This window comes from Paenibacillus baimaensis (assembly GCF_025567575.1).
Map to the genome: position 1 here is coordinate 190,378 of NZ_JAOQIO010000077.1, position 22,967 is coordinate 213,344.

Here is a 22,967-nt window from a genome sequence, read left to right on the forward strand (position 1 = left end):
ACAGATAATGATCATTCGGCGGCTTCCTGCCGTTCAGTTGCAAAATCAGCTGTCAGGCGCTGACAAAACTGCTCCAGGAAATATTGGTCCGTTTCCGTGAATCGGGCTTCAACAGGGCTGTCGATGTCGAGCACACCTATAAGCGTGTTGTGGCGGAACAAGGGAATGACGAGCTCTGACCTTGAAGCAGCATCACACGCAATATGGCCCGGAAACAGATGGACATCGTCCACACGCTGCGTGCGTTTATGTGCAACAGCAGTTCCGCAGACTCCCTTACCGTAGGTAATGCGGGTGCAGGCAGGCAAGCCCTGAAACGGCCCGAGAACAAGTGTGTTATCGTCATTCAGCAAATAGAAGCCGACCCAGTTAATGGTTTCCAGAAATTGCCCGAGAAGAGCGGAGGCATTAGCGAGATTGGCGATAAGGTCCGGCTCGTCTTCAATTAAAGCATCCAATTGGCGCAGCAGCAGGGTGTACCGTTCTTCCGGACTCCCTTCGTAATGCTTGGGTTGAAACATGAAATCAACCTCCTAAAAGATTTGCTAATTATTGTTATGTTACGAACTTCCGTACTTCTTTTTCCAATTTGCCATCCATTCTATAAAAGTTATACCGGTGACTTCCTCCAGAGTTTTGCCGTCTATCGAGTAAGGCGCACCTGCCCGGATCATGGCTCCATTATCATCAGGGAATGAAGTGCCACCGATCACCTTACCTTCACAGAGCATGATCGAAACCTTGGTGTTCGAGTGGTATATCTTTTCCAATGGATGGTTGGCGACTGTGAACCCGTATACGGTTATAGCTTTTCCAAAATACGGATCGGGCTCGACCTTTTGTACCCCCCATGCTTGTTGATAGGGCGTTGACTCCATAGGCCCGGATATTTTACTTTTTTCTAACGTATAAGTATCGATTTGACCGTTACTTTTCATAATGGTATAACCTTGTGCCTTGACGTAGGCTGCGGCTGCTTGTTCATCAACGGTAATCTCTTTGTTACATCCGATCACTGTTAGCGTCAAGAGCCCAACGAGCAGTACGAGCATAGAAAGTCTCCACATTCTCTCATCTCACCCCAGGTTCACGATTTCTGACTCTGCACAGGTTGTGATTATTTCTCGCCGTCCTCATCCTTGCGCCCATCCTGGTCTGTATCACCGCTGCGGCTAATGGACTTCTTGAGCTCCGGCCCTTCCAGATTTGTGGCGGCTTGCTTGGATGGAGCTGCTTCGTTGAAGGCATACAAGGTTTGAATCGATTGCAAATCCTTATTCGAAACCGTCGTGGCGATGATTTCACGTTCACCGAGATACCGCCGGATTTTGCCTACAAGGTGGTCCAGTAAATCGTCCGCTTTATGCATACTGGTCACAAAACGCGGTCCTGCCAGATTGCCCGAACCGGAGCTTGCCTGTGTGCTTGTTACCAATCGGGTGACCAACAGCCAGGGACTGAAGGAGGTGCGGACGACTGTGTTCTCGCTTCGCGTCGAATCAGTGATCGCCATGCCTACGGACAGTTTGGATTCGGTATAGGTGCCTTCACCCTGGAAATGAATCAGGTAGCTTGTAAAATGCATTTCCGCCCAGTAGAGGTGGGCAAGAGTCTGAGCCGCGCTGCCGAATATCCACAGTAAAAGCGGAAAATAGATCCCGTCAAACAAGCGGCTCCAGACCAGACCATCGATATACTGACGATTGAGAAAGAATAACAATACGGCAGACAGCACGACCAGCACATGTCCAGCTATCGCTATGTAGAGCCGCAGCTGTTGAAACAAGGGAGGATAAGCAATCTCCTCATAAACAGGCTGAGTTTCCTGAATGGTGTCGCCGACGAAGCTGCCTTTATCCATACTGCCTTCCATATTCAGGTTCGGGCTGAGCTCACGGTAAACCCGATTCGGAAATTCCTTATACCGCAGATTGGCAAGCTCCATATCTAGCGATCTGAAAAAATCCTTGGGATGCACATTTTCCTGCCAATGCTCGCGGAACTCCGAAATTTCGGTCATTGGCTCATAAAGCTCGGAGCGGAATTTGGCCAAGACGATGCTCGCTGCTGCAAGGAGCGGTATGATCAGATAAAGCGCAATCAGATGCAGAACTGGATGAAAAGGCGCATCCGGAAATTCAATACCTTGTCGAATGGCCAGCTCTCCTGCGGCGGGAACGAGAATACTAAGGACAATCACCCATACGATACTGCCCTTGCTTCCTAATAAACGAAAGCTGTTCGTATGCTTGGCGGAGAGCTTGTTGAACAGCCACAGCAGTAATAAACCAACGGACAGCCCAATTCCCAGCCAGCTGCTGAAGGATGATTGGGACAATTGGGTAAGACCCAGTGAACCCGACAGCAGCGCCAGCCAGTAAAAGAGTAAGGCGATCAAGGAATAACCCGTATTTTGAATAAGGACATGCATGAAATTGCGCATGGAGTAAGGCAAAAAAATCATTTTCGGAAATATACTGTAGATCATTCGATCCAGCAGTGTGGAAGGCTCCCGAAACGTAATATTTTTCCTTCCGGTTAGCATTTGATCCAGCTCTTCAGGCTGGTAAACCAGATTAGCTTCAAAGACATGCTTTTCACTTCGTGCCACATTGCGGCTAATGCTGGACGGAATACCCCGGCCGACATAGAAGCGAAAAATCTGCATCAAACCCTTGGTTACATAAGCGACACCGCCAGCAAGCAAAATCAGGCAAATAACCAGATTCATCCATCCTGCAGCCTGACCGGTTTCTACCATTTGATTGCGCAAAGCAAAAAGCGACAGTACGCCTAACAGGAGGATTATCGTACCGCTTGCGAGATAAAGAAGGCCTTCCCGTTTAAACGGATTTTTAATTTGCGGATCGTTAGAGCCATACTGAAATGTCATAGGTTTTCCTCGCTTTTCCACATTGTACCTGATTAGGAATCACTCACAATATACCGTTTATACCCTTGCGTTGTCTACCCGAATCAGCATTTTTACTCATGCAAATATATAAGTATCACTTCGCGGCGAAGGTGGTTTTTGAGAACAATTTTAAGTATACCTTCAGATAAAATTCAGCCAGCGTTCAATTTAAAAATCGATACATATAATGTGGGCTTTCTGAATACAAACCTAATTCGTATCGTTGGCACACAACTTACAGCAGGCTGATGCTTTACAGTAAACTTCATTTTTGCATAGAGAGGGGGAAAACGAATGAGTATATCATCAGTATCGCAAAGCGGCAATTATTCATATTCAACAAGTACCAATGACACGACTAACCTTGAAAAACAAAAGACTAAGCTGGAGCAACAAATAAAGGAGGAAAACGCAAGCAAAGACGATGTAAAAACTAAACAGGCAAAGGTACAGCAATATCAGCAGCAGATCCAACAAATAGAAGCACAAATTGCACAAAAGAAATCGAACTCGAGCAGTGGAAGCCAAGCCCAAACCCATACAAAGGATATTACAAGCAATAATAGTAACAATAAGGACATCAATACCAGCACTAATCCTGATAGCAGCATAGATATTCGTATTTAAGCTTAGCCGCTGGACAAATAACGGGTGTCCCAGAATATAGTTTTCATTCAGGCGATCATTCAAGCAATCCTCCTACTGTCGTAGGGGGATTTTTCGTATTGCAGCCAAATCCGTTTTTTGACTTCTGGTAAGCACAACCACTTAACGCTGTATTCACGGCATGGTACAATAGTCTAAAGGACAGGTGAGACCGATGAGCGACAAAAAAGCGAAGATGAAAATATCAGAGCTAAAAAGCAAGCTGAATCAGCTGTCAAAGCAGGAAATGATGAAGCTTTTGGTGGAAAGCTATAAGAGAAGTGAAGAGGTTCAGGAGTATTTGGGCTCCAAGCTGAAGGAAGGTCCTGTCATTCTGACGATTTTCCCTAATGAGGATCATAAAGAAAGCACAAGCGTCGTACAACTGAACGTGTGGAAAGAATGGATGGAAATTCCAGTTAATATCCGTGAGGCCATCGTCGAAAATGTCTGGTGCGGAAAGTGCGCCAAAGCTGTTCTCATTCGTGATTATACTATATATAGTGAACGATCCGGTCTGGTTCTTAAAGGGGCCTGCGCGGAGTGCGGGGGACAGGTTGCGCGGGTTGTAGATTAACAAAAAAACGCCCTGGGATCTGGGCGTTTGAGCTTTACTCGATGAATGGATTGCTGCGGATGGGTAAAGCTCCTGAAGTTGACAAGGGACTGAGTGGATAGAAGGTCAGGCCTTGGCATTTGGTACAGGTATTGCTGTAGCAATCGGCCATTTCTTCCATCTTCTCGCTGCACGTATCACAACATTTGGCGGGTAACGATTCATAAAACTCGGTCGTACGCATTAACATGCGATTCACTCCCTTTGTTCATGATACTACTACTATAACACAAATGAAAGATTAAATGTAAGCGCTTCAAAAACTATTTTCCAATTTGTCGAATAAGCGTAACCAATGATATACTATCGCTGATGAATACACGCTGAAGTTGTCGAAAACCCCCTATATTCCTACAGCTGTGTTAGAGGAGAGCCTGATGAAACTGATCATTTTTATCATCCTGATGCTGATGTACCCGTTATTTTTGCGGTTGATTCATATTTCCGATTTGCGAGTCATTCCTCTGGTTGCCCCTTACGCATTGGGCGTGTTATCGCTCGTTGTTATGATCTCTGGAATCATTGAATTTATCGCTAAAAAAATACGGGACAAGCAGTAGGAACAGGCTGCGCGAGGTTAGATAAAAGGGAAGCCAATAAGGGCTTCCCCATGTTTTGGATGAATCTGACATTACATGATTGAAAATTTGAAACCATCTTGGGAACAACGCTTTGGATCATCTACATTTGTAGGTAATCCAGAGCTTTTTTCTATGCAAGGAACGACTGATGTTTTTTTGGTACAATAGAAATAGATTGACAAATTATTTATAAATGTCATAATGAAAATATCGAATTGAATATAAGGGGAGAGCGATTTGACAGAAGAGAACGCTTCGAGCTATACAGTTGGAAAATATCGCACACCGGACGGTGCGCCTGCGGATATTGTTATTTTCACAATAACGGCTGAGCATACCAATCGTACAACCAAGTCGCTGCCCAAGCGGGAGTTGAAGGTGCTGCTGATCAAGCGCAAGCTTTGGCCCTTCGAGGGGATGTGGGCGCTGCCAGGGGGCTTCTCGAATGACAAGGAATCGATGTATGAGACGGGAAGACGGGAGCTGGAAGAAGAGACGGGTGTCAGGGATGTCCATATGGAATATTTTAACGTGTATAGCAAGCCGGGGCGCGATCCGCGGGGGTGGATTATTTCACATGCTTTTTTTGCTCTCGTGCACGAGGATTTTCTGGCTCAGCGCAAAGCGGCTGATGATGCGGCAGATGTAGGGCTGTTTGCTGTCAATGAGCTGGGGCGACCTGGACTTGAACTTGCTTTTGACCATCAGCAGATTATTCAGGACGCCGTGGAACAGATTCGCAGCAAAATGCTACTCACCTCGATTGCCAAAGAGTTTCTTCCCGACGAGTTCACGCTCAGCGAGCTGTATCAGGTGATTCAAACGGTTGTACCTGATTTTGAGGAAGCCAATTTTATTCGTAAAATGAAATCGACCCAGAGCCGCAGCGGCGTATTGGAGCCTGTGCTGGATACTAAGGGAGAACCTAAGAAGTCCAATGAGTTTTCACAGCGAGCCGCACAGCTGTATCGATTCACAGGAAGCATGCCAAGGCTTTCCTTATACAGCTAGTTCATGGATGTGATCTGTTTCCGTGTCCAACCAAAGCCCTCCGAATTCCGTATGCCGCAAACAGCCTCTACTTCTCATCGAAGCAGAGGCTGTTTGTATCATATTTGGGAAAAAAATTATGCCTCAACTTGCTTGCGTTCTGCGATATAGCAAGCAATTCCCAAAATCAGAGCCAGCCCTACGAGCACGGCACCAACCCAAGGGAGGGATGTTATAGCCAGATGAGTAATAACCCATCCACCAATGAAAGCACCAGCTGCATTTCCCAAATTACCAGCTGAATGACTGGAGGTAGAGGCAAGCGCTGGCGCCGCCTGTGCAAGGCTCATAACCCGTACTTGCAGCCCCGGAAACACAGCGAAGGAAGCAGCTCCCCACAGAAAAATGGTCAATACAGCAGCTGTTGGACTATAGATGGTAAAGGTGAAGAGGGTAAGGAGGACACATATCGTAAAGTAAAGTCCTAAGACGGATGGCATCAGTTTCCAATCCGCAAGTTTTCCTCCGACGATGTTGCCAAGGGTCACTCCACAGCCGAATAGGATTAATATCCAAGTAACACTATGCTCGGCAAAACCGGTGACTTGCGTAAGCAGTGGCGTAATATAAGTAAATACGCTAAATAAGCCGGCGTTGCCCAGTGCTCCGATCAGCAGGTATAGAAGCAGCTTAGGCCTGATAAGTGATCTAATTTGCAGGAAGACACTAGCTGGTTTGTCTTGCCGGATTTGTGGTATGAAGATAAGGATGCCAATCAAGGCTATGACTCCCATGATCGCAATTGCACCAAATGAAGATCGCCACCCCATGTGTTGACCGATAAATGTCCCCAGCGGAACACCGATTATATTTGCAATGGTTAGACCAGCCATCATAATGGATACGGCCCCGGCACGTTTGTCAGGACGTACAAGATTGGAGGCGATAACAGCCCCAACACCAAAGAATGTCCCATGCGTCAATGCGGTTATTATACGGGCTCCCATCATAACCGCATAGCTAGGCGCGAAAACAGAGATTCCGTTGCCGAGAATAAATAAAACCATAAGCAGGCATAATAGTTTCTTTTGCGGGATTCGGTGGGTGAGTACGGTCAGTATAGGGGCACCGATTGCTACCCCAAGGGCATACATGGTAATGAGTTGTCCTGCAGATGAGATGCTGACCTGCAAATCCTCTGCTACATTAGGCAGAAGACCCATGATGACAAATTCAGTCATTCCAATGGCAAAGGCACCAACGGTAAGAGAAAGTATAGAGATGGGGAACGTTCCTTTGGTTGTTTGTTCCTTGGTAACTCGTTGAGATAATTCCATGATGTCAAATATCAACCTTTCTGCGGTGAATAATAATGCTCCAATCGTAATCCTGCAGTGCCTTTCAAAAGACCTGTTTCATATTATTAAATTTTTTGAGAGTATAAGCAAGATATTTCTTATAAAGAAAAAGTAAACAGTGCGACTTTAGAAATAGTTGCACCGCGGAATACGAGAATAAGCGGTAAGAACATGATGACATTCCCGACGGATTAACCTAATGCGTATTGATACGATTATCACAGAGTTATACGCTGATGCTTATGGGAGAGAATCTCCGGTAGCAAGTGGTTGCGGCACATTTGCGGAAGTAGCAGCCTGTTGCCTCCGATAGTTCTGAGGGCTCGCCCCGTATTGCTTTTTAAAGGCTCTGCTGAAGTAGCATAAATCAGCAAAGCCAGCTTGTTCAGCTATTTCGGCTATGCGGAGACTTGGCAGCTTCATTAATTCTTTGGCCTTCTCCAAGCGAATATGGTTCATGCGATTGACGATCGTTTGTCCAGTAAGCTTCTTGTACTGACGAGACAGGTGACCGTAGCTCATGTGCAGGGAAGCAGCCAGCTCGCCTACGTTCAGACGATTGCTTTGAAAATCTTCTAAATAGACCTCCACTTTCCGCACCAAGGGGTCCCTGACTGTTTTGGATGAGGACACCTGCCCCTTCATGGACTGCTGCAGCAGGCAGAGATATTCAAGTATATGAATGAGCAGAAGCTGAAGCGCCAGCTCGGACTGACCCGTCAGAGCTTCGTGAAAGAATTGCTCCAGCATGCCCTGCAGACTACCATTATCCCGATAAGAGCCGGATTTCCATGTATGCAATTGTTGCAGGCGTTTACAAAAAGACTCCCCTTGCACATCCTCTATCTCCGTACTTGCACAACGAATACGCCACCTAAAGCATATCCCCTCATGTGGATTTCCCCGAGTGTAGGAATGAGAATGAATCGTTCCGGGAGGGATAAGGAAGAATTCGCCTTCCCCAACTTTGACAAACTCATCGCCAAACCACGTCACCATGTGTCCGGACAATATGTAGTTGAACTCAAACCATGTATGAGCGTGGGGAGGACACTTGCTGGCTGTACCGATTTGCTCGAAAATGATATCAACCCATTCGATGATAGCATCGTTAATTCTTATTTCCTGACAGATCTGATTAAAGACTGGAGGTAAGAGACTTTTTAGTTCTTCCACATCCACTTATCATGACCTCACTTTCAGATTATGTTGTAATCATATCATAATTAGACAAATATTCGTGTTAATTAGAAATGTACAAGGAAGCTTAATAGCCTCACAATTAAGACGAAACCATTACATTCGTTAATAAGGAGGTTGCAAGAATGAAGAAGCTTCATTTGATCAGCAATGACCATCTGGACCCGGTATGTCAATGTCACGGGACGCAAGGTAAAGGGGGATAATACGTATGGGCTAGGCGAGGAAATCGAGGAGCTTGTTTTGGTTGGCAATTATGTAAGCGTTTTAATGCTTTGAGATACGAATGGGAGGATGGAAAATGAAGGTTTTCTCAAGATTCGTGAGTGTCTGTATGGTTTTCGCTTTATTATTCAGTGTTATCATCGCAATGCCGCCGCAAGTATCTGCACAAATTACAGAAATTCCTGATGTCGATCAAGTATCTGCTTCATGGCCAGTAGTCTTTGAGGATGCTTTTACCTCACCAACAGCCAAATGGGATGCTCCCTCTGGCAGCTATATGAATTATGAGTATTTGAGTGGACGATTTGTAGCCAAAGATACTAATGCCAGTTCAAAAGCAAGGATCAAAGGCAGGAATTGGTCGCAGTTTCTTTTAACCTTTAATCTCGTGATTCCGGATATCTCCACAGCAGGCGCTTTCATGAGGGTTGACCTAGGTGATAGCCAAAGCAGCAATTATGACTCATTACTAGTGAAATCCAATAAAATATCATTTTACAAATCAGGCATTGTTGGGGAGACGAAGCTTGCCGATTACACGATGGAACCGGGAGTCAGTTACGATTTTAAAATACTGGTTGATGGCAGCTCGGTCATCGTACAAATGAAGAAGAACGAGCAAACCGTCTATCAAACAATAGGGATGTATACCAACCTGTTTGCAGCTGAGAAAAGGACGGTAACCTTCGGACACAATTTATTAAAGCCAAGCTTGGATAACGTAAAGGTCTATTCACCCGAGGCTGAATTCCCGCAAATTCCCGATGTAGACCAACTAACAGCTTCATGGCCTGCTGTTTTTGAGGACACTTTTGCCACAGCCACAGCCAAGTGGGATGCGGCACCAGGGAATTATATGAACTATCAATATGTGGATGGAAGGTTTGTAGCCAAGGACGCAAATTCCGTATCCAAGGCACGGATCAAGGGCAAGTCATGGTCGAAATTTCTCTTAACCTTTAATCTTGTGATTCCCGATGTTTCCACAGCAGGCTCTTTCATGAGAGTGGACCTTGGCGATAGTCAAAGCAGCAATTATGATTCGTTATTAGTGAAATCCAATAAAATCTCTTTTTTCAAATCAGGCATCGTTGGCGAGACGAAGCTTGCTGATTACATCATAGAGTCGGGGGTTGGTTACGATTTTCGATTGTTGGTAGATGGCAATTCGGTCATCGTGCAAATCAAGAAAAAAGACGAAACTGCCTATCAAACCATGGGCAAATATACCGGCTTATTCACAGCCACCAAAAGAACGGTAACCTTCGGACATAATTTATTAAAGCCGAGCTTGGACGATGTGCGGGTATTTGCTTCAGCGGCAGATAACCCTTATACAGGGCCGATTTTGAACAGCTTGCAGTTCTATAAAACAACAATGAACCTTCGTGTGGGTGACACCGAAAATTTGAGAGTGATCTACGAACCCAAAAATGTTGAATTGGAAGACGACAGCGTCATATGGAGCAGTAGCAACGAACAAATCGTGAAGCTAACTGGAAGCGCTTCAAAAGCAAGGGCAGTTACAGCTGTATCGCCAGGCAGCGCAGTGATTCAAGCGGTAACCGCCAATAACAGCATTATCGTAACTTGTCAGGTCACGGTCACTCCGGCCGCAGCGTTGTCGTATAGTACTGCCTCATTTGCCGTTTATGGAGCAAAGCAGGCAATTCCATCTGCTCTGTATGGCATGAATGATCCCAAACTGAATGATCTGGGTCGATCCGATCAATGGTACAGTGCAAGAAACATTACCTTGATGAAGGATCTGGGGATAGATCTCTTACGAGTGCCTGACGGTACTGCGGCCAATTATTATTTGTATAAGGACGGCTCGCTAGTCAATGCCAACGATCCACGCTATGCGAATGTGACAACAGGATTCGAGTACACCTCCGTCAACGGTAAAAATAATGGCAAAAATGGCATTTATCTAAATGATATATTTAAGAGCCCTAATGAGCTCAATTTGCCAAGCACCTTTGTGCTCAATGTTGCCTATCAGTCTGTGGAGGATATCATCGATGAGGTGCAGCAAATCCGAAGTCTGTCCCAGCAGCCGATTCGAATCGAAATGGGCAATGAATTTTATCTGAATCATTATGGCAATGCTTTCCCGTCGGTGACCAATTACGTGTATAAAGCTCGACAAGTGTACACGGCGATTAAGCACATCGATCCGACGATTAAAGTAGGCATTGTTATCTTGGATAAATGGCAGGAGACGATCATCGTTGGCAACCCTGACGCGCATAAGCCCAACGACCCACTTGATTTGGTCGACACCGCTCATAATCGATATGTCAGATGGGAAGAATGGAACAGGACCATTGCCGCAAACCCGGATTGTTATGATGCTGTAATCCCTCATGAATACACAGGCATCCATGACCTTGATAATTTGACTCAGGAGAAATTCATGGACTTTCTTGCTGTGAATAATGAAAATAGATACCAATTAATTAAAGCACAGTCTGAGCAATTCCCGAATAAGGAGATTTGGATTACGGAATATGGCGGCATTAGCGGACTCATTTTTGGCGGTGAAACGAATTTGACCGAAAAAGGAAGAATTCATTTAGGGAAAACGCCCGCTTTTGCCATGCATTATATGGAAAGATTTTTGAATTTTATTAAAACCGGCAAGGTCCAGATTTCGGCCTATCATTGTCTGATTGACAATCAATTTTTTGGCGTCGTACAGGATCGATTTGATGCTAATAACAAGGCTGGAATGGTCGTTCTTCCCCCTTACTACACCTTCAGAGAAATCGGAAAATTACTGAAAGAAAACGAATATTATTATGATATGAATATGACGACCGGCGATTACAGAATGATGAACAATGTCATGCCAGCTGATTATATTTATGGCAAAGACCTGAAAGTGAATGACGTAGGTGCTTGGGGTCTAGGTGATGAAAATGGCGTCAAAACCGTCGTGTTCAGCAATCGAACCAACAAAGAAATAGAGGTGTCGCTCCCTGGTGAGCAAATGATGCCTATCTGGTCATATGGCGGCGATCCGGTGCCTGATTTTCTTGTTAACGACTATACAATATGGAGACAGGAGCCCAAAAGCAATCCATACCCTACGATCCCAGTCGATCCGTTCTCGACAACAACAACATTGAAGCCTTATACGATGACCGTGGTGAAACTCCATGGAAAAACCTATGATGATGTCAAAGCCAATTATTGGGCACAATCGGTTATCAACACGGTTGCCTCCAAGGGGATTGTTGCTGGTGGAACCACGAGCCTTTATTTACCGGATGCGATTGTTACCAAAGCCGATTTTACCGTCATGCTTGCGAAAGCTCTTCAAATACCTAACGATTACTCCGATACACCCACTGTCTTTACGGATATGAGCGCAGCTGGCTACGTGGATTATCCGGCTATTGTGGCCGCAGCAGGGAAAGGCATTGTAGAACGAGATCAAGCAGGGAATTTCAACCCGAACCAGACGTTAACGAAGCAGCAGTTGGTGGCAATGACGCAAAAGGCGGCTGCTATTCTTGGCAAGAATGCGGATATCCTGACGACTTATTCAAGCTTCAGCGATCCGAGTTCCAATTCCGATGACGCTACACGTGCGGAAGCTGCTAAAATTGTATATGTCCTGTTAGGACTTTAAAGGCTTATAGGATAAGAAAGAGGGGGTTGCCACTTAAGATCAATAGATCTTTAAGGACAGCCCTCTTCGTAATTTGTACTGAAGCAGGTTAAACCTCGCTTGAACTAGCAAATTCATTTATAGTAGTATTATTGGTAAATTGGAGTTACGGGATGCAGGTAAACCTGTGAATTTGACCAAATAACCGGCTGATGGCTGCGGCCTAGGTCGTAAGAATGGAACGTGACCATGAAAGAATACCAGTATAATCCTGATAAAGTAACAAACAGCATGGCACCAAGCTATGTGTATATGTACAATTGCCACGAAGAAGAAGCGCAGCTCTGTCAGTTGGAGCTGCGTTCTTTGTTCGGCATGGAGTCGGGGGGAGTAGGCGAATATAGCCTAAATCACCAAGGGCCTAACCTGGGCACCCATTGTGTGGTTAGCTCTATTGGTATGGATCCAAGCCGGAGTCCATTTATTAAGCAGAGGCTCGCAGTGAGTTTCGAGGGAAATACGGTTCAAGCTATTGCATCCGCCGTGAATGCTATAGAGCTGCAGGGTGCAACCTTCAAAGTGGTTTTTGCAGCTCTCGACAAGTCTATTCCTTATAACGAGCAGAGGCAGATAGAGCGTGAAGTGGGAGCGCGAATTCGTGGAAAGGCCGAGATGCGTAGTCCCGACAGGTTATTTGGAATTACTTGTTTGGATGGACGTTGGCTGTTCGGTGAGTGCATGACCAATGAAGCCATTTGGCTTAAGCATAATACCAAGCCGCAGCAATACTCAACGGCGCTCAGTACACGGATGGCGCGCGCGGTTGCCAATATCGCAGTACCCTTTCCTGAGGGGATCACGGCTATTGATCCGTGTTGCGGCATCGGGACTGTCCTGATCGAGGCACTATCTATGGGTATTCATATGATTGGAACGGATATCAATCCGCTTGCTGTACGGGGAGCGCGGATGAATCTAGCCCATTTTGGATTTCCGGATGTCGTCGCTCTCCAGGATATGCGTATGTTAACTGGGAGCTACGATGCGGCCGTACTGGATTTGCCTTATAATCTATGCTCCGTCCTGTCACCATCAGATCAGCTGTCTATGCTCGAAAGTCTACGAGGACTTACGGCTAAAGCCGTTATCGTCACGACAGAAACGATAGATGCGCTTGTTATTCAAGCCGGATTTACGATCTCCGATCGTTGTGTAGTAAGAAAGGGCAGCTTTTCCAGACAGGTTCTGGTCTGTTATTAGTTGTGAATGCTGTTTGTATACTCAGATAGGGAGGGAACAGGATGACCGTATTTGATGTTATCATTATCGGAGCAGGTACAATGGGAGCAAGTGCAGGGTATTATTTGTCCCGATCAGGAGCTTCCGTTCTGCTGTTGGATGCTTTTGAGCCTCCTCATAAGGAGGGCAGCCATCATGGGGAAACTCGGCTCTTTCGTCACGCCTACAGCGGTGAGGATGCGTATATTCATTGGGCTCTGCATGCTGAACGAGAATGGGAGGCGCTTGAGCAAGCAGCGGGCCGGCAGTTGTTCCATCGTACGGGGGTGTTGAATCTGGACCCGGAGAGCTCACCTTTGACTCAGGGAAAGGAGTTCAAGGCTCGGAAATTTGAGCTGCCCGTTGAAGTGCTGACACCGGAGGAAATGGAATACCGTTGGCCTGGACTTACCGTCCCAAAGGGATATAGAGGTCTGTACGAGCAGCGGGGAGGGGTATTGAGCTGTGAGGCGATCATAGAATCATTCCAGCAATTGTTTATTCAAAATGGTGCCAAGCTGCTGGTGAACAGCCCCGTCGAACGGATAGCTTATAAGCCTATGCACGTAGAGGTGTCAACCCGAACCGATCGTTATGTAGGACGGCAGCTTTTGCTGACGGCTGGCGCTCGCTCAGGCACCATACTCCCTGACTTGAAGCTTCCTGTAGAAGCAGTGAGGAAACCGATAGCCTGGTTTGAACCGAAGGCGGAACAAGCTGTATTCGATAGTCGCTTTTTTCCCGGCTTTAATATTAACACGAAATTTGGGGAGTTTTATGGATTTCCCAGCTTTTCCGGTTCAGGCTTGAAAATCGGCAGGCACGATGGCGGCGAGATCGTGGATGGGAGACAACCGACTGCACCATTTGGAAGCAGACCTGCGGATGAGCTTGAATTCCGTCAGCTGCTGCAGCAATTTATGCCCAAGGCAGAAGGAAAGCTGCTTAAAGGCAGTGTATGCCTGTATGAAAGGACACCGGATGAGCATTTTATTATCGATCAACATCCAGAATATTCCCATGTGTATATCGCCTCTGGCTTTTCCGGGCATGGCTTCAAATTTGCCAGTAGTATTGGGCAGACCGTCAGTGATTGGATGCTGAACAACGTGTATAATGAGCACCTCAAGCCATTTTCACTTTCCAGATTTTATTGATTTATATATAAAATTCTTTTTAAATCATTTTATACTACGAATTGTTAATTGATTAAATTTATTGTAACTTATTGACTGGAAATGAAATTGATGCTAATCTTAATCCGTAGTATACATAGTGATTTAGTAAGAATTTAGGAGGAATGGTGAATGAGCACGTTAAACGAATACTTGGTGCAGAAAAGGCAGGCGGCCCTGGACCGGAAAGATAAGGCTCTGCAGCTGGAAGAAATCCCAGCGCAAACTTACTATGCCAAGGCAAGGGCACTGGGTAGAAGTGGAGTCAGGGAAATTCGTATTCGTGATTTTCAAGTCATCAGCGATAGTCCAGAGGATTACGCCGGCTATAATCTCGGTCCGAACTCTGCGGAGCTGCAGCTCGGTGTACTAGGAAGCTGCCTGACACATATTACCTTAATTCAAGCAGCGCTGCTCCAGGTTTCACTGGATGCCCTGGAAGTGGAAGTATCCGGACAATTGCATTCCTTCGCGGGACAGCCGGGTTATGAGGATATTCCAGTCTATCCTTACAATATCGCCTATAAGCTCCATATCACCTCCTCCGAATCTCCAGAAAAGATAGCCGATCTGCACGAGCAGGTTGAACGTGTATGCCCGATCTTTAACTTGTTGAGAAATCCGCAATCGATTAAAGGCGAGGTTGTCCTTCATTCATCATAATCGTATATCTTATTCATTCACCATTTTGACCGGTCAACCGGAAGCACGTACTCTTTTTTGTACGTTGTTTCCGGTTTTTTTGTGTAATCACGTAGGTAGAAAGAAGGAATTGACGAAGATGGAACCTGTGAACTTCGAGCAACTGCAAGACGTATTGAAAAGCTTTGAAGGAAAAGAAGTGTACCTGCATACCGAGGTTAATCCGGGGGCGCTGCTGCGCAACATTCGCGTAGAGATTGAGCAAGCGCATTTATCCGGTGAGGGATCGTATCGATTGGCGCTGAGGCTTCGCAATAATGGATGGGTTCGTACGGAATCGATTACCCATTATAGTCTGGATGCAAGAGGTCGGGTGTTCGCTGCAAGCTATGATGAGCAGAATAGAATTGCTACGCTGATCCAGATTGGACTTTTTCCGTTTGATTTTGATGAGGAGGCAAGCTGAATGTCTGTGAACAAAATTTTGGTCGTCGTGGCCCATCCTGACGATGAAAGCTTCATATGCGGAGGAACGCTGGCTAAATATGCCAAGCAGGGCAGCGAGGTAACGGTTATTTGCGCTACGAAGGGAGAGCTGGGCCGGCGTCTGGGCAAACGTCCATTTATGGTATCCCGCGAGTCGATGCGGCGGGTGCGCGAGGGAGAAATGAGGGAGGCGTGCAGTGCATTGGGGGTACAACGTCTGGAGTTCCTTGACATTTTGGACAAAACGGTTGAATTTGAGGAATACGAGGGCTTAAAGCAGCGAATTATCGGTTTTATCGAGGACATTCAGCCAGATGTCGTACTAACCTTTCATGAGAAGCTGGGTGGGCATCCTGATCATTGCGCGATAGGCAGGGCGACTAAAGGGGCTTATCTGGAAGCGGTAACCCGACCTGATCAGGCACGATATTTGTACTTCATTACTTACGGGGATGAAATCAAGGGCTTTAACCTATCGCCTGATGTGGTGTCTGCGGTTAATATTCACTGCAGCCTGCAGGAAAAGCTATCTACCTACCGTGCCCATCGTTCACAGAGCGATGTTCACAAATGGGCTTGGCAGTCTGATGAACAAGCCATCCTAGGCGTGAGTCCGATTGAATATTTTATCCGTTTTACCCGTGAAGGTGCAGCCGATGTGCTGGGAGATGCTCCGGTCACCACTCTATATAATGAAGGGACGAATCTATCATGAAATTAATCAGCAACTGGACTCTGCAAGCACATATACAAGTCCATTTAAAAGCTATCGCCGTCATTTCTGCAACGGCTATCGCCCTTGCAGGCTGCTCAAGTGCCGCCCCGACAGCGTCAACAGCAACACCATCTACCTCAGCTCCTGCTGCAGCCAATTCGACCAAGGATGGGCAGAGTGACAAGAAGGAGCCGGTTACCATTGAATACTGGCAGTATGCTTTTGCGGCAAAGGTCGATCTGGTCAACGATCTGATTAAGGAGTTCCAGGCCAAAAACCCGCATATTACTGTCAAGCATACGAACTTCCCTTACGATCAATATAATGAGAAGGTCGCCACTCTGGTGCCTGCAGGCAAAGGCCCGGACATCATTAACCTGTACTATGGATGGATTCCCAAATATGTTTCCTCTGGTTACCTCCAGCCGCTTCCGTCTAATGGTTTTTCTGAAGCCGATCTGAAGAAGGACTTTTTCCCTGTAGTTGAAGCTGGTAAAATCGATGGGAAATACTGGGCCGTTCCGACAGCCGTACGTACGCTTGCCTTGTACTACAATAAGGAATTGTTTGAGAAAGCGAAGCTCGATCCTAACAAACCGCCCGCCAATTGGGAGGAGCTGATCGATTATGCGAAGAAATTAACCGAGAAGGACGCCAAAGGCCAATTTATTACCGAGGGCATTACCTGGCAGCCAAACAGTCAGATTCACCACTGGTATAGGGATGCCTTGATCTATCAGGCAGGAGGTCAGGATACAACACCGGATTATAAAAAATATTTGTGGAATGCATCACCTGCCGGGTTAGAGGCCTTCAAGTTTGTTATGGATATTCCTTTGGTACACAAAGTTGGCACTCGCGATTTCTATGAGACGGACATCAATGCGTTTAAAACCGGTCACGCCGGGATTACGATAGACGGCTCGAACGTGCTTGGAGGCATTAAGAAGGATGCCCCTAACTTGAAATTCGGGACGGCTCCGCTGCCTTCCTATAAGAATAAAGCAACGCAATCCTCTTACTGGGCTAATGGCATTACGAAGGGTGTAGAGGGCAAGAAGCTGGAAGCTGCAACCGAGTTCCTGAAATTCCTAACCAGTAAAGAGGTACAGGAGAAATGGGTTGATAAGGTGGGGGAGCTGCCAGCCAAGAAGGAGGTTGCGCTGCAGGATAAGTATGCGAAGGACCCGCTGCTTGGAGCGTTTATTCAACAGCTTCCTGATGCACACGCGCATTTCTTTGTCGATGAGACTGCGGAGAAGGATAACTTCGTTGAAGCGACAGACCGTGTTTTGCTGAAAAATGAAAACATTCAAACGGTATTCGACGATCTGGTGAAAAAGAATCAGAAGCTGTATGACGATTATTGGAGCAAAAAGAAATAAATCATAGAGCTCAAGCAGATTGAACCGGAAGGAGTGAAGATATGCAGGAGATTCAGAGCAATGCGGTACTGCCGGCGGGTAGTGCCAGACTTGAAAAACGGAATTTATCCTATAAACGCAAACAGCAGCTGTTTATTTATGGCAGCCTGTTTATACCACTTCTTTTCTTCGCAGCTGTTCGAATTATCCCGATATTTTATTCGTTCAATGTCAGCTTTCGTGAGTGGAATATTCTCTCCGATGGTGTCAGGCCGTTCGTTGGACTGGACAATTATATCGAGCTGTTTCAGGATGAGGTGTTCCATAAAGCCTTGAAAAATACATTGATTTATGTAGGTGTCGGAGTCCCAGGACAGCTCATTGCGGGATTGGCAGTGGCCTTGCTGCTGCAGCAAATAACTGTGCTGCGTGGCTGGTTTCGTACGATTTATTTCATTCCTTATATGACCAGCATTATTGCCGTCAGTTGGGTGTTCCGTTGGGTGCTTATTCCTAACGGGGCCGCCAATGGTCTGCTTACGCAGCTTGGGTTTGCCAAACAGCTATTTTTGAACTCGCCGGACCAAGCGATTTATTTAATAACAGGTGTGATGATCTGGCAAATCCTCGGGTTTCAAATGCTTATTTTTGTTACAGGCTTGCAAGGAATTCCCCAGCTTTATTATGAAGCAGCGGATATTGATGGTGCGGGGCGCTGGCAGAAGTTTTGGCGGATCACGTTACCCCTGCTCAACCCGACGATTGTGTTTTCATTGGTTATTGCCACGATTACCTATTTACAAACCTTTACCCAGGTGAAAAATATGAGCTCAGCCGGGGCGGGCGGGCCATTAAACTCGACCAAATCATTGGTGCTGTATATTTATGATCTTGGATTCAAGCACCACAAGATGGGGCTGGCAGCTGCGGCAACGGTCATTTTATTCATCGTTATCATGGGACTGTCCTTATTACAGCTTAAATTCGTAAGCAAAAAGGTTGAATATTAAGACGGACGATTCGGATGGGGGATTGGATTGAAACGAAACCATATCATCATAACCGGTTTAAGCTACCTGCTGCTTACGGCAGGCGCATTCATAGTGCTGTTCCCGTTATTATGGATGCTGTCTACAGCGTTGAAGCAGCCAGCAGAGATTTATTCGCTCAGCCTGATTCCGGCAGCTCCTACCTTCCAGCACATCCTGGATGTTTTTAACAAGACGCTGTTTGGAAGCTGGCTCTTGAACAGCCTCATCGTTGCGGTTATTAGCACAGCATCGGTTGCGTTCTTTGATACGTTAGCTGGATATGTGTTGGCACAATTTACGTTCAGAGCGAAGCAGTTCATTTTCGTCGTCATCTTGAGTACGTTGATGGTGCCTACGGAAATGCTGATCATTCCCTGGTTTTTGTTGTCCGATATGGTCGGTTGGGTGGACACCTACATGGGAATATTGTTTCCGGGGTTGATCACCGCATTCGGGATCTTTTTAATGAAGCAGTTCATGGAATCGATTCCTCGTGATCTGCTGGACGCTGCGAGAATAGATGGGATGGGCGAGTGGGGAATTTGGTTGAAAATAGCGATACCGCAGGTGGGAGGAGCTATAACTACGTTATGCCTGCTTAACTTTCTGACGAGCTGGAATTCCTACATTTGGCCGTTGATTGTCAGTGTGACGCCAGAGAAGCTAACGATTCCTGTCGGCCTGGCCTATTTCTCCAACGAGAATGGTGACCGCAGCAATTGGGTGCTGTCGATGGCAGGCTCAAGTATTTCTGTGCTTCCATTAATTATCCTGTTTCTTATTTTCCAAAAGCAGATTATACGCGGGATTACTTTAACAGGTCTCAGATAGAGAAAGCCCTGTCCATCCAATTACACATGACTTGACAGTGTGTGCTGGATAGGCAGGGCTTTTTGTAAAACATAATAATCTATATGTTTCACTCAATAGGGTAGTGCTTCCAGGGAATGATACGTTTCTCCAGCCAATCCAGCAGCATTGTTGTCAGAGCTCCTAATACAGCGATCGTAACACGGCTCTATGGCTATTAATTGTCAGTCGTTGTCTTTTGCGCCAGTAGATCGTCCAAAGTTAGGGACACTTCTTTAAGTAAAGGCAGGACCGGTACAAGTCCTCCCGCTGGAATACTCGTAAGCAGCGCTGCCAAAATTTCCTCCTTGGAAGCACCTGCTTGAATAGCCAAAGGCAGATGTGACTTCACTGCTGGAGCATAACCGAGAGCTGCCAGATTGGAAATGTAAATCAATTGCTGGGTTTTGGGATCAAGCGCGGACTCGGCAACAACGGATCGATGCAGCCCACGGAATTGATCGGCTACCTGCGGAAACTGCTCGGCAAAAAATTCGAAATCAGGGTTTTTCATTGGTTAACTCTCCTCTCAGATATAAGACCATGTATGGTTAATTCCATTACATTGTAATATTGTAACATTATAGGTCAATATGTTACAATATAAATATTGTATTTTCCTTTTATGTAAATAATAGTACAAGGAGCGATGATATTGAGTCAGACGATCATACAACAACAGGAGTTTGTTCTGAACGCGGGGCTGCTGCCTTCTGGGGAATCATTATGTATTCGGGGAGAGGTCCGATATAAGCATCGGCACGATTCTAACTCAGTGCTTCCTTTACTTCCGGTACTCATCATCAGCCACGGCTTTAAAGGATTTAAAGACTGGGGATTTTTCCCTTATGCGGCTTCCCGGTTTGCTGAGCAGGGCTTTTATGTGGTCACGTTTAATTTTTCCTGCAATGGTGTTAACGAAGTTGATTTTGATGAGCTGGATAAATTTGCAATTAATACGTATTCGCGTGAACAGGCTGATTTGGAGCTGATTCTGGAGGCTTTAGCGGATCATCGCCTTCCAGATAGTGAACAGACCCATCGCGAGCTGATTTATTTGCTTGGTCACAGCAGAGGTGGCGGCGGCAGTATATTGTTGGCCAGCCGTCATCCTGAGGTGAAAGCTGTTGTGGCTTGGAATGGCAACGGCAGCGTGGATATGTTCGATGATTCGCTGAAATCGGAAATTGAACAAAATGGCGTCGCCTACATAGGGAATGCACGAACCGGACAGCAGATGCCTATACGAGATGAATTTTATACGGATTTGGCTGCTAATCGCTCCCGTTTTGATATTGCTGCAAGACTCGCGGACCTGATTATTCCTGTATTACTGGTTCAAGGCAGCAAAGATTCCGATAAGCTGCTGGCAGGCTTCGCAGCTATGGTTGAGGCTGCGCCCCACCATCGGAGATTTATTATTGAAGGGGGCACGCATACATTCGGTTCTGTGCATCCTTTTGCTGGCACTACAGATCAATTGGAGGAGGCGATCCGAATAACGCTATATTTTTTACGGGAGCACCAGCATGTATTTGAGGAGCAAAGTTCAGATACAAAGGCAAGTAAGTGCTGGGAGCATAACACGGATGGAGGAACTGCTGATGCTGTCCTTTGAGCATTTGGTTCATTTTGTCCATGATCCGAAGCAGGCTATCGACCGACTGGGGAAAGCAGGCTACTATGCCGTGGAAGGAGGCCGTCATGAGCAGCTTGGAACGATTAATGCGCTCTGTTATTTGGGTTTAAGCTATATTGAATTTCTTGGTGTCGAGCGCCGCGAGGTCTCTGAGCAGGCGGCAGCCCGTGTTCCGGTGATTCGACAGCTGCTTGCAGACCTTGAAGTCGGGGAAGGTCCTGGCACCATTGCCATCCGTACGAATGATATTGAAAAGCTCGCAGAACGGCTGCGCCAGCAAGGTTTGCACGTACTGGGACCTTATCCCGGCAGCAGAAGCCGCACCGATGGTTCGATAGTGCGTTGGTCGAGCTTACTGCTGGAGAGTGAGCCTGGCGAATTGCCGCTGCCTTTTTTTATTCAATGGGAGCAAAATGACGAGCAGCGCACGGCTGATCTGCTTGAACAGCGTTTGCTGTTAACAGACGCGGAGGGGCCGGAGCTTGCCTACATCGGTTTGGTTGTTGATGATGATGCGGAGCAGACTGCCGATAATTGGTCCCGTTGGTTCGGCCTGCCATTCGGAACGGCCTACAAGGCTGATGAGCTTGGTGCTATCGGCAAACGAATACGTTTGGCAGGAGGAGATTTATTGTTTCTTAGCCCTGCTGGTGCCGGGAAAGCTGCAGATTGGTTGAAGCAAAAGGGACCCAGGCCTTACTTTGTAGGTGTTCATGATAAGCAGGGTGAACAATCACAGCTCCGGGTACTGGGGTCGGAATGGCTTATTGCTGATGCATTATGAAGTACATCAAAATACATTAAAGAAATGGAGAGATCGGTTATGTCGTTGCCATCCGTAATTCAGCCTTTATATGAACAGGAAATTTATGAGCAGGTCGTTAACTGGCGAAGATTTTTGCATCAGCATCTGAGCTTTCGTTCAAAGAGCATGGAACAGTGCATGGTCCGATGCTGGCATCACCGGATAACGTTACGATTACGGTTCAGGGCAATGGCGGGCAATGGACGTGACTATTTAACGTAAAAAAAAAGCCGCCTGCAATAGTAACAGGCGGCTGAGCATGCTCGGTTTACGATGGTTCAAGTGTCTGCAATGCGATTTTTTGAAAGACATCATCAATATTTTTGATACGATCCTCGACCTTCTTGGCGGCAGTATCCAGCGTATAGCCGTCCTCCAATAGCTCTTGAACCAATACGATTTTCTTAATATTTACGTAATCATATCGTCGGGTCGATCCGTCTGCCTCTTGAACCGACTTGATAATGCCTTTCTCTTCCCAATATCGAATTTTGCGAGTCGGTACGCCGGTAATTTCGGCAACCTCGCCAATGCCTACAATTAATTTACTTAACAATTCCATATCGTAAATGACGTATTTTTGTTCATTGGAGCTTTCTTCAGAACTCATTGTAAGTCCTCCTGTGTCATTCTTCCCTTCATTATAATATAAATCAAAGTAAATGTCACAAGGTTACAATGTCTGTTAACTATTGCTTAAGGATGCCATTTCATACCAAGAGATTCTTAATGTAATATGGCTGTGCTAAATCTATGTCAGAAAAGCTCAGCTTACCCAAACTAATTCTATTCTGTTATGAAGAAGCCGCGATCTTAACAATATCTTTATATAGCC

At 46.2% G+C, this 22,967-nt stretch carries 23 protein-coding genes; 15 read left to right on the forward strand and 8 right to left on the reverse strand.

What is annotated here, in order from left to right:
* Positions 1-11: 11 nt before the first annotated feature.
* Genes OB236_RS18720 through OB236_RS18730 form a run of 3 tightly spaced genes read right to left on the reverse strand, consistent with a single transcriptional unit; the run spans position 12 to position 2,893 of the window.
* A complete protein-coding gene (locus OB236_RS18720) occupies positions 12-521 on the reverse strand; it encodes a GAF domain-containing protein (protein ID WP_262685368.1) in 510 nt (169 codons plus the stop codon).
* 39 nt (positions 522-560) lie between these two features.
* The gene (locus OB236_RS18725; protein ID WP_262685369.1) at positions 561-1,067 is read right to left on the reverse strand and encodes a hypothetical protein; all 507 of its coding nucleotides are present in this window, start codon (positions 1,065-1,067) and stop codon (positions 561-563) included.
* 50 nt (positions 1,068-1,117) lie between these two features.
* The gene (locus OB236_RS18730) at positions 1,118-2,893 is read right to left on the reverse strand and encodes a hypothetical protein (protein ID WP_262685370.1); all 1,776 of its coding nucleotides are present in this window, start codon (positions 2,891-2,893) and stop codon (positions 1,118-1,120) included.
* Positions 2,894-3,208: 315 nt separating this feature from the next.
* Here OB236_RS18730 and OB236_RS18735 point away from each other — a divergent pair, with 315 nt between their 5' ends.
* The gene (locus tag OB236_RS18735; RefSeq protein ID WP_262685371.1) at positions 3,209-3,541 is read left to right on the forward strand and encodes a FlxA-like family protein; all 333 of its coding nucleotides are present in this window, start codon (positions 3,209-3,211) and stop codon (positions 3,539-3,541) included.
* Positions 3,542-3,734: 193 nt separating this feature from the next.
* The gene (locus OB236_RS18740) at positions 3,735-4,136 is read left to right on the forward strand and encodes a hypothetical protein (RefSeq protein WP_262685372.1); all 402 of its coding nucleotides are present in this window, start codon (positions 3,735-3,737) and stop codon (positions 4,134-4,136) included.
* Between the two features lie 34 nt (positions 4,137-4,170).
* On the opposite strand, the gene yhfH is transcribed toward OB236_RS18740, so the two are convergent.
* Positions 4,171-4,365 (reverse strand): protein YhfH, encoded by a 195-nt coding sequence (yhfH, locus tag OB236_RS18745; RefSeq protein ID WP_262685373.1) that lies wholly within the window; start codon positions 4,363-4,365, stop codon positions 4,171-4,173.
* Positions 4,366-4,552: 187 nt separating this feature from the next.
* Here yhfH and OB236_RS18750 point away from each other — a divergent pair, with 187 nt between their 5' ends.
* Entirely contained in the window at positions 4,553-4,735 is a 183-nt protein-coding gene (locus tag OB236_RS18750) for a hypothetical protein (RefSeq protein WP_076233272.1), read from the forward strand.
* Between the two features lie 258 nt (positions 4,736-4,993).
* The gene (locus tag OB236_RS18755; protein WP_262685374.1) at positions 4,994-5,767 is read left to right on the forward strand and encodes an NUDIX hydrolase; all 774 of its coding nucleotides are present in this window, start codon (positions 4,994-4,996) and stop codon (positions 5,765-5,767) included.
* 116 nt (positions 5,768-5,883) lie between these two features.
* Here OB236_RS18755 and OB236_RS18760 read toward each other — a convergent pair whose 3' ends face one another.
* Entirely contained in the window at positions 5,884-7,083 is a 1,200-nt protein-coding gene (locus tag OB236_RS18760; RefSeq protein ID WP_262685375.1) for an MFS transporter, read from the reverse strand.
* 261 nt (positions 7,084-7,344) lie between these two features.
* Entirely contained in the window at positions 7,345-8,286 is a 942-nt protein-coding gene (locus OB236_RS18765; protein ID WP_262685376.1) for an AraC family transcriptional regulator, read from the reverse strand.
* A gap of 319 nt (positions 8,287-8,605) precedes the next feature.
* Here OB236_RS18765 and OB236_RS18770 point away from each other — a divergent pair, with 319 nt between their 5' ends.
* The 9 genes from OB236_RS18770 (at position 8,606) to OB236_RS18810 (ending at position 19,670) form a co-directional block, all read left to right on the forward strand.
* Positions 8,606-12,169, forward strand: coding sequence for an S-layer homology domain-containing protein (locus tag OB236_RS18770; protein WP_262685377.1), 3,564 nt, complete (start codon positions 8,606-8,608; stop codon positions 12,167-12,169).
* 228 nt (positions 12,170-12,397) lie between these two features.
* A complete protein-coding gene (locus OB236_RS18775) occupies positions 12,398-13,408 on the forward strand; it encodes a TRM11 family methyltransferase (protein WP_262685378.1) in 1,011 nt (336 codons plus the stop codon).
* A 41-nt stretch (positions 13,409-13,449) separates the two neighbouring features.
* Positions 13,450-14,583 carry an N-methyl-L-tryptophan oxidase gene (gene solA, locus OB236_RS18780; RefSeq protein ID WP_262685379.1) on the forward strand — a complete coding sequence of 378 codons (1,134 nt, stop codon included), beginning with the start codon at positions 13,450-13,452 and terminating at the stop codon, positions 14,581-14,583.
* 150 nt (positions 14,584-14,733) lie between these two features.
* Positions 14,734-15,264: an OsmC family protein gene (locus OB236_RS18785; RefSeq protein ID WP_262685380.1), complete on the forward strand. Its 531-nt coding sequence runs from the start codon at positions 14,734-14,736 to the stop codon at positions 15,262-15,264.
* A 118-nt stretch (positions 15,265-15,382) separates the two neighbouring features.
* Positions 15,383-15,709: a YojF family protein gene (locus tag OB236_RS18790; RefSeq protein WP_262685381.1), complete on the forward strand. Its 327-nt coding sequence runs from the start codon at positions 15,383-15,385 to the stop codon at positions 15,707-15,709.
* A complete protein-coding gene (locus tag OB236_RS18795) occupies positions 15,710-16,444 on the forward strand; it encodes a PIG-L family deacetylase (RefSeq protein WP_262685382.1) in 735 nt (244 codons plus the stop codon).
* Positions 16,441-17,829 carry an extracellular solute-binding protein gene (locus OB236_RS18800; RefSeq protein ID WP_262685383.1) on the forward strand — a complete coding sequence of 463 codons (1,389 nt, stop codon included), beginning with the start codon at positions 16,441-16,443 and terminating at the stop codon, positions 17,827-17,829. Before OB236_RS18795 ends, OB236_RS18800 begins: the two co-directional genes overlap by 4 nt.
* A 41-nt stretch (positions 17,830-17,870) precedes the next feature.
* A complete protein-coding gene (locus tag OB236_RS18805) occupies positions 17,871-18,818 on the forward strand; it encodes a carbohydrate ABC transporter permease (RefSeq protein ID WP_262685384.1) in 948 nt (315 codons plus the stop codon).
* A 27-nt stretch (positions 18,819-18,845) separates the two neighbouring features.
* Positions 18,846-19,670, forward strand: a complete 825-nt coding sequence (locus OB236_RS18810) for a carbohydrate ABC transporter permease (RefSeq protein ID WP_262685385.1) — start codon at positions 18,846-18,848, stop codon at positions 19,668-19,670.
* Positions 19,671-19,866: 196 nt separating this feature from the next.
* Here the strand turns inward: OB236_RS18810 and OB236_RS18815 are convergent, their stop codons facing one another.
* The gene (locus OB236_RS18815) at positions 19,867-20,202 is read right to left on the reverse strand and encodes a carboxymuconolactone decarboxylase family protein (RefSeq protein WP_262685386.1); all 336 of its coding nucleotides are present in this window, start codon (positions 20,200-20,202) and stop codon (positions 19,867-19,869) included.
* Between the two features lie 141 nt (positions 20,203-20,343).
* Between OB236_RS18815 and OB236_RS18820 the strand changes: the two genes are divergently transcribed.
* Both OB236_RS18820 and OB236_RS18825 read left to right on the forward strand, forming a co-directional pair.
* Positions 20,344-21,306, forward strand: coding sequence for an alpha/beta hydrolase family protein (locus OB236_RS18820; protein WP_262685387.1), 963 nt, complete (start codon positions 20,344-20,346; stop codon positions 21,304-21,306).
* Positions 21,278-22,111: a VOC family protein gene (locus OB236_RS18825; protein ID WP_262685388.1), complete on the forward strand. Its 834-nt coding sequence runs from the start codon at positions 21,278-21,280 to the stop codon at positions 22,109-22,111. Before OB236_RS18820 ends, OB236_RS18825 begins: the two co-directional genes overlap by 29 nt.
* A 289-nt stretch (positions 22,112-22,400) precedes the next feature.
* Here OB236_RS18825 and OB236_RS18830 read toward each other — a convergent pair whose 3' ends face one another.
* Positions 22,401-22,742 carry a MerR family transcriptional regulator gene (locus tag OB236_RS18830; protein ID WP_076233287.1) on the reverse strand — a complete coding sequence of 114 codons (342 nt, stop codon included), beginning with the start codon at positions 22,740-22,742 and terminating at the stop codon, positions 22,401-22,403.
* Between the last annotated feature and the right edge of the window lie 225 nt (positions 22,743-22,967).

What these genes read in the sequence shown, in the direction of transcription:
- OB236_RS18735 (WP_262685371.1), top strand. Translation starts at nt 3,209, where the DNA reads ATGAGTATATCATCAGTATCGCAAAGCGGCAATTATTCATATTCAACA.
- OB236_RS18770 (WP_262685377.1), top strand. Translation starts at nt 8,606, where the DNA reads ATGAAGGTTTTCTCAAGATTCGTGAGTGTCTGTATGGTTTTCGCTTTA.
- OB236_RS18725 (WP_262685369.1), bottom strand. Translation starts at nt 1,067, where the DNA reads ATGTGGAGACTTTCTATGCTCGTACTGCTCGTTGGGCTCTTGACGCTA.
- OB236_RS18750 (WP_076233272.1), top strand. Translation starts at nt 4,553, where the DNA reads ATGAAACTGATCATTTTTATCATCCTGATGCTGATGTACCCGTTATTT.
- OB236_RS18790 (WP_262685381.1), top strand. Translation starts at nt 15,383, where the DNA reads ATGGAACCTGTGAACTTCGAGCAACTGCAAGACGTATTGAAAAGCTTT.
- OB236_RS18775 (WP_262685378.1), top strand. Translation starts at nt 12,398, where the DNA reads ATGAAAGAATACCAGTATAATCCTGATAAAGTAACAAACAGCATGGCA.
- OB236_RS18815 (WP_262685386.1), bottom strand. Translation starts at nt 20,202, where the DNA reads ATGAAAAACCCTGATTTCGAATTTTTTGCCGAGCAGTTTCCGCAGGTA.
- OB236_RS18825 (WP_262685388.1), top strand. Translation starts at nt 21,278, where the DNA reads ATGGAGGAACTGCTGATGCTGTCCTTTGAGCATTTGGTTCATTTTGTC.
- OB236_RS18740 (WP_262685372.1), top strand. Translation starts at nt 3,735, where the DNA reads ATGAGCGACAAAAAAGCGAAGATGAAAATATCAGAGCTAAAAAGCAAG.
- OB236_RS18760 (WP_262685375.1), bottom strand. Translation starts at nt 7,083, where the DNA reads ATGGAATTATCTCAACGAGTTACCAAGGAACAAACAACCAAAGGAACG.
- OB236_RS18720 (WP_262685368.1), bottom strand. Translation starts at nt 521, where the DNA reads ATGTTTCAACCCAAGCATTACGAAGGGAGTCCGGAAGAACGGTACACC.
- OB236_RS18785 (WP_262685380.1), top strand. Translation starts at nt 14,734, where the DNA reads ATGAGCACGTTAAACGAATACTTGGTGCAGAAAAGGCAGGCGGCCCTG.
- solA (WP_262685379.1), top strand. Translation starts at nt 13,450, where the DNA reads ATGACCGTATTTGATGTTATCATTATCGGAGCAGGTACAATGGGAGCA.
- yhfH (WP_262685373.1), bottom strand. Translation starts at nt 4,365, where the DNA reads ATGTTAATGCGTACGACCGAGTTTTATGAATCGTTACCCGCCAAATGT.
- OB236_RS18730 (WP_262685370.1), bottom strand. Translation starts at nt 2,893, where the DNA reads ATGACATTTCAGTATGGCTCTAACGATCCGCAAATTAAAAATCCGTTT.
- OB236_RS18805 (WP_262685384.1), top strand. Translation starts at nt 17,871, where the DNA reads ATGCAGGAGATTCAGAGCAATGCGGTACTGCCGGCGGGTAGTGCCAGA.
- OB236_RS18800 (WP_262685383.1), top strand. Translation starts at nt 16,441, where the DNA reads ATGAAATTAATCAGCAACTGGACTCTGCAAGCACATATACAAGTCCAT.
- OB236_RS18795 (WP_262685382.1), top strand. Translation starts at nt 15,710, where the DNA reads ATGTCTGTGAACAAAATTTTGGTCGTCGTGGCCCATCCTGACGATGAA.
- OB236_RS18830 (WP_076233287.1), bottom strand. Translation starts at nt 22,742, where the DNA reads ATGAGTTCTGAAGAAAGCTCCAATGAACAAAAATACGTCATTTACGAT.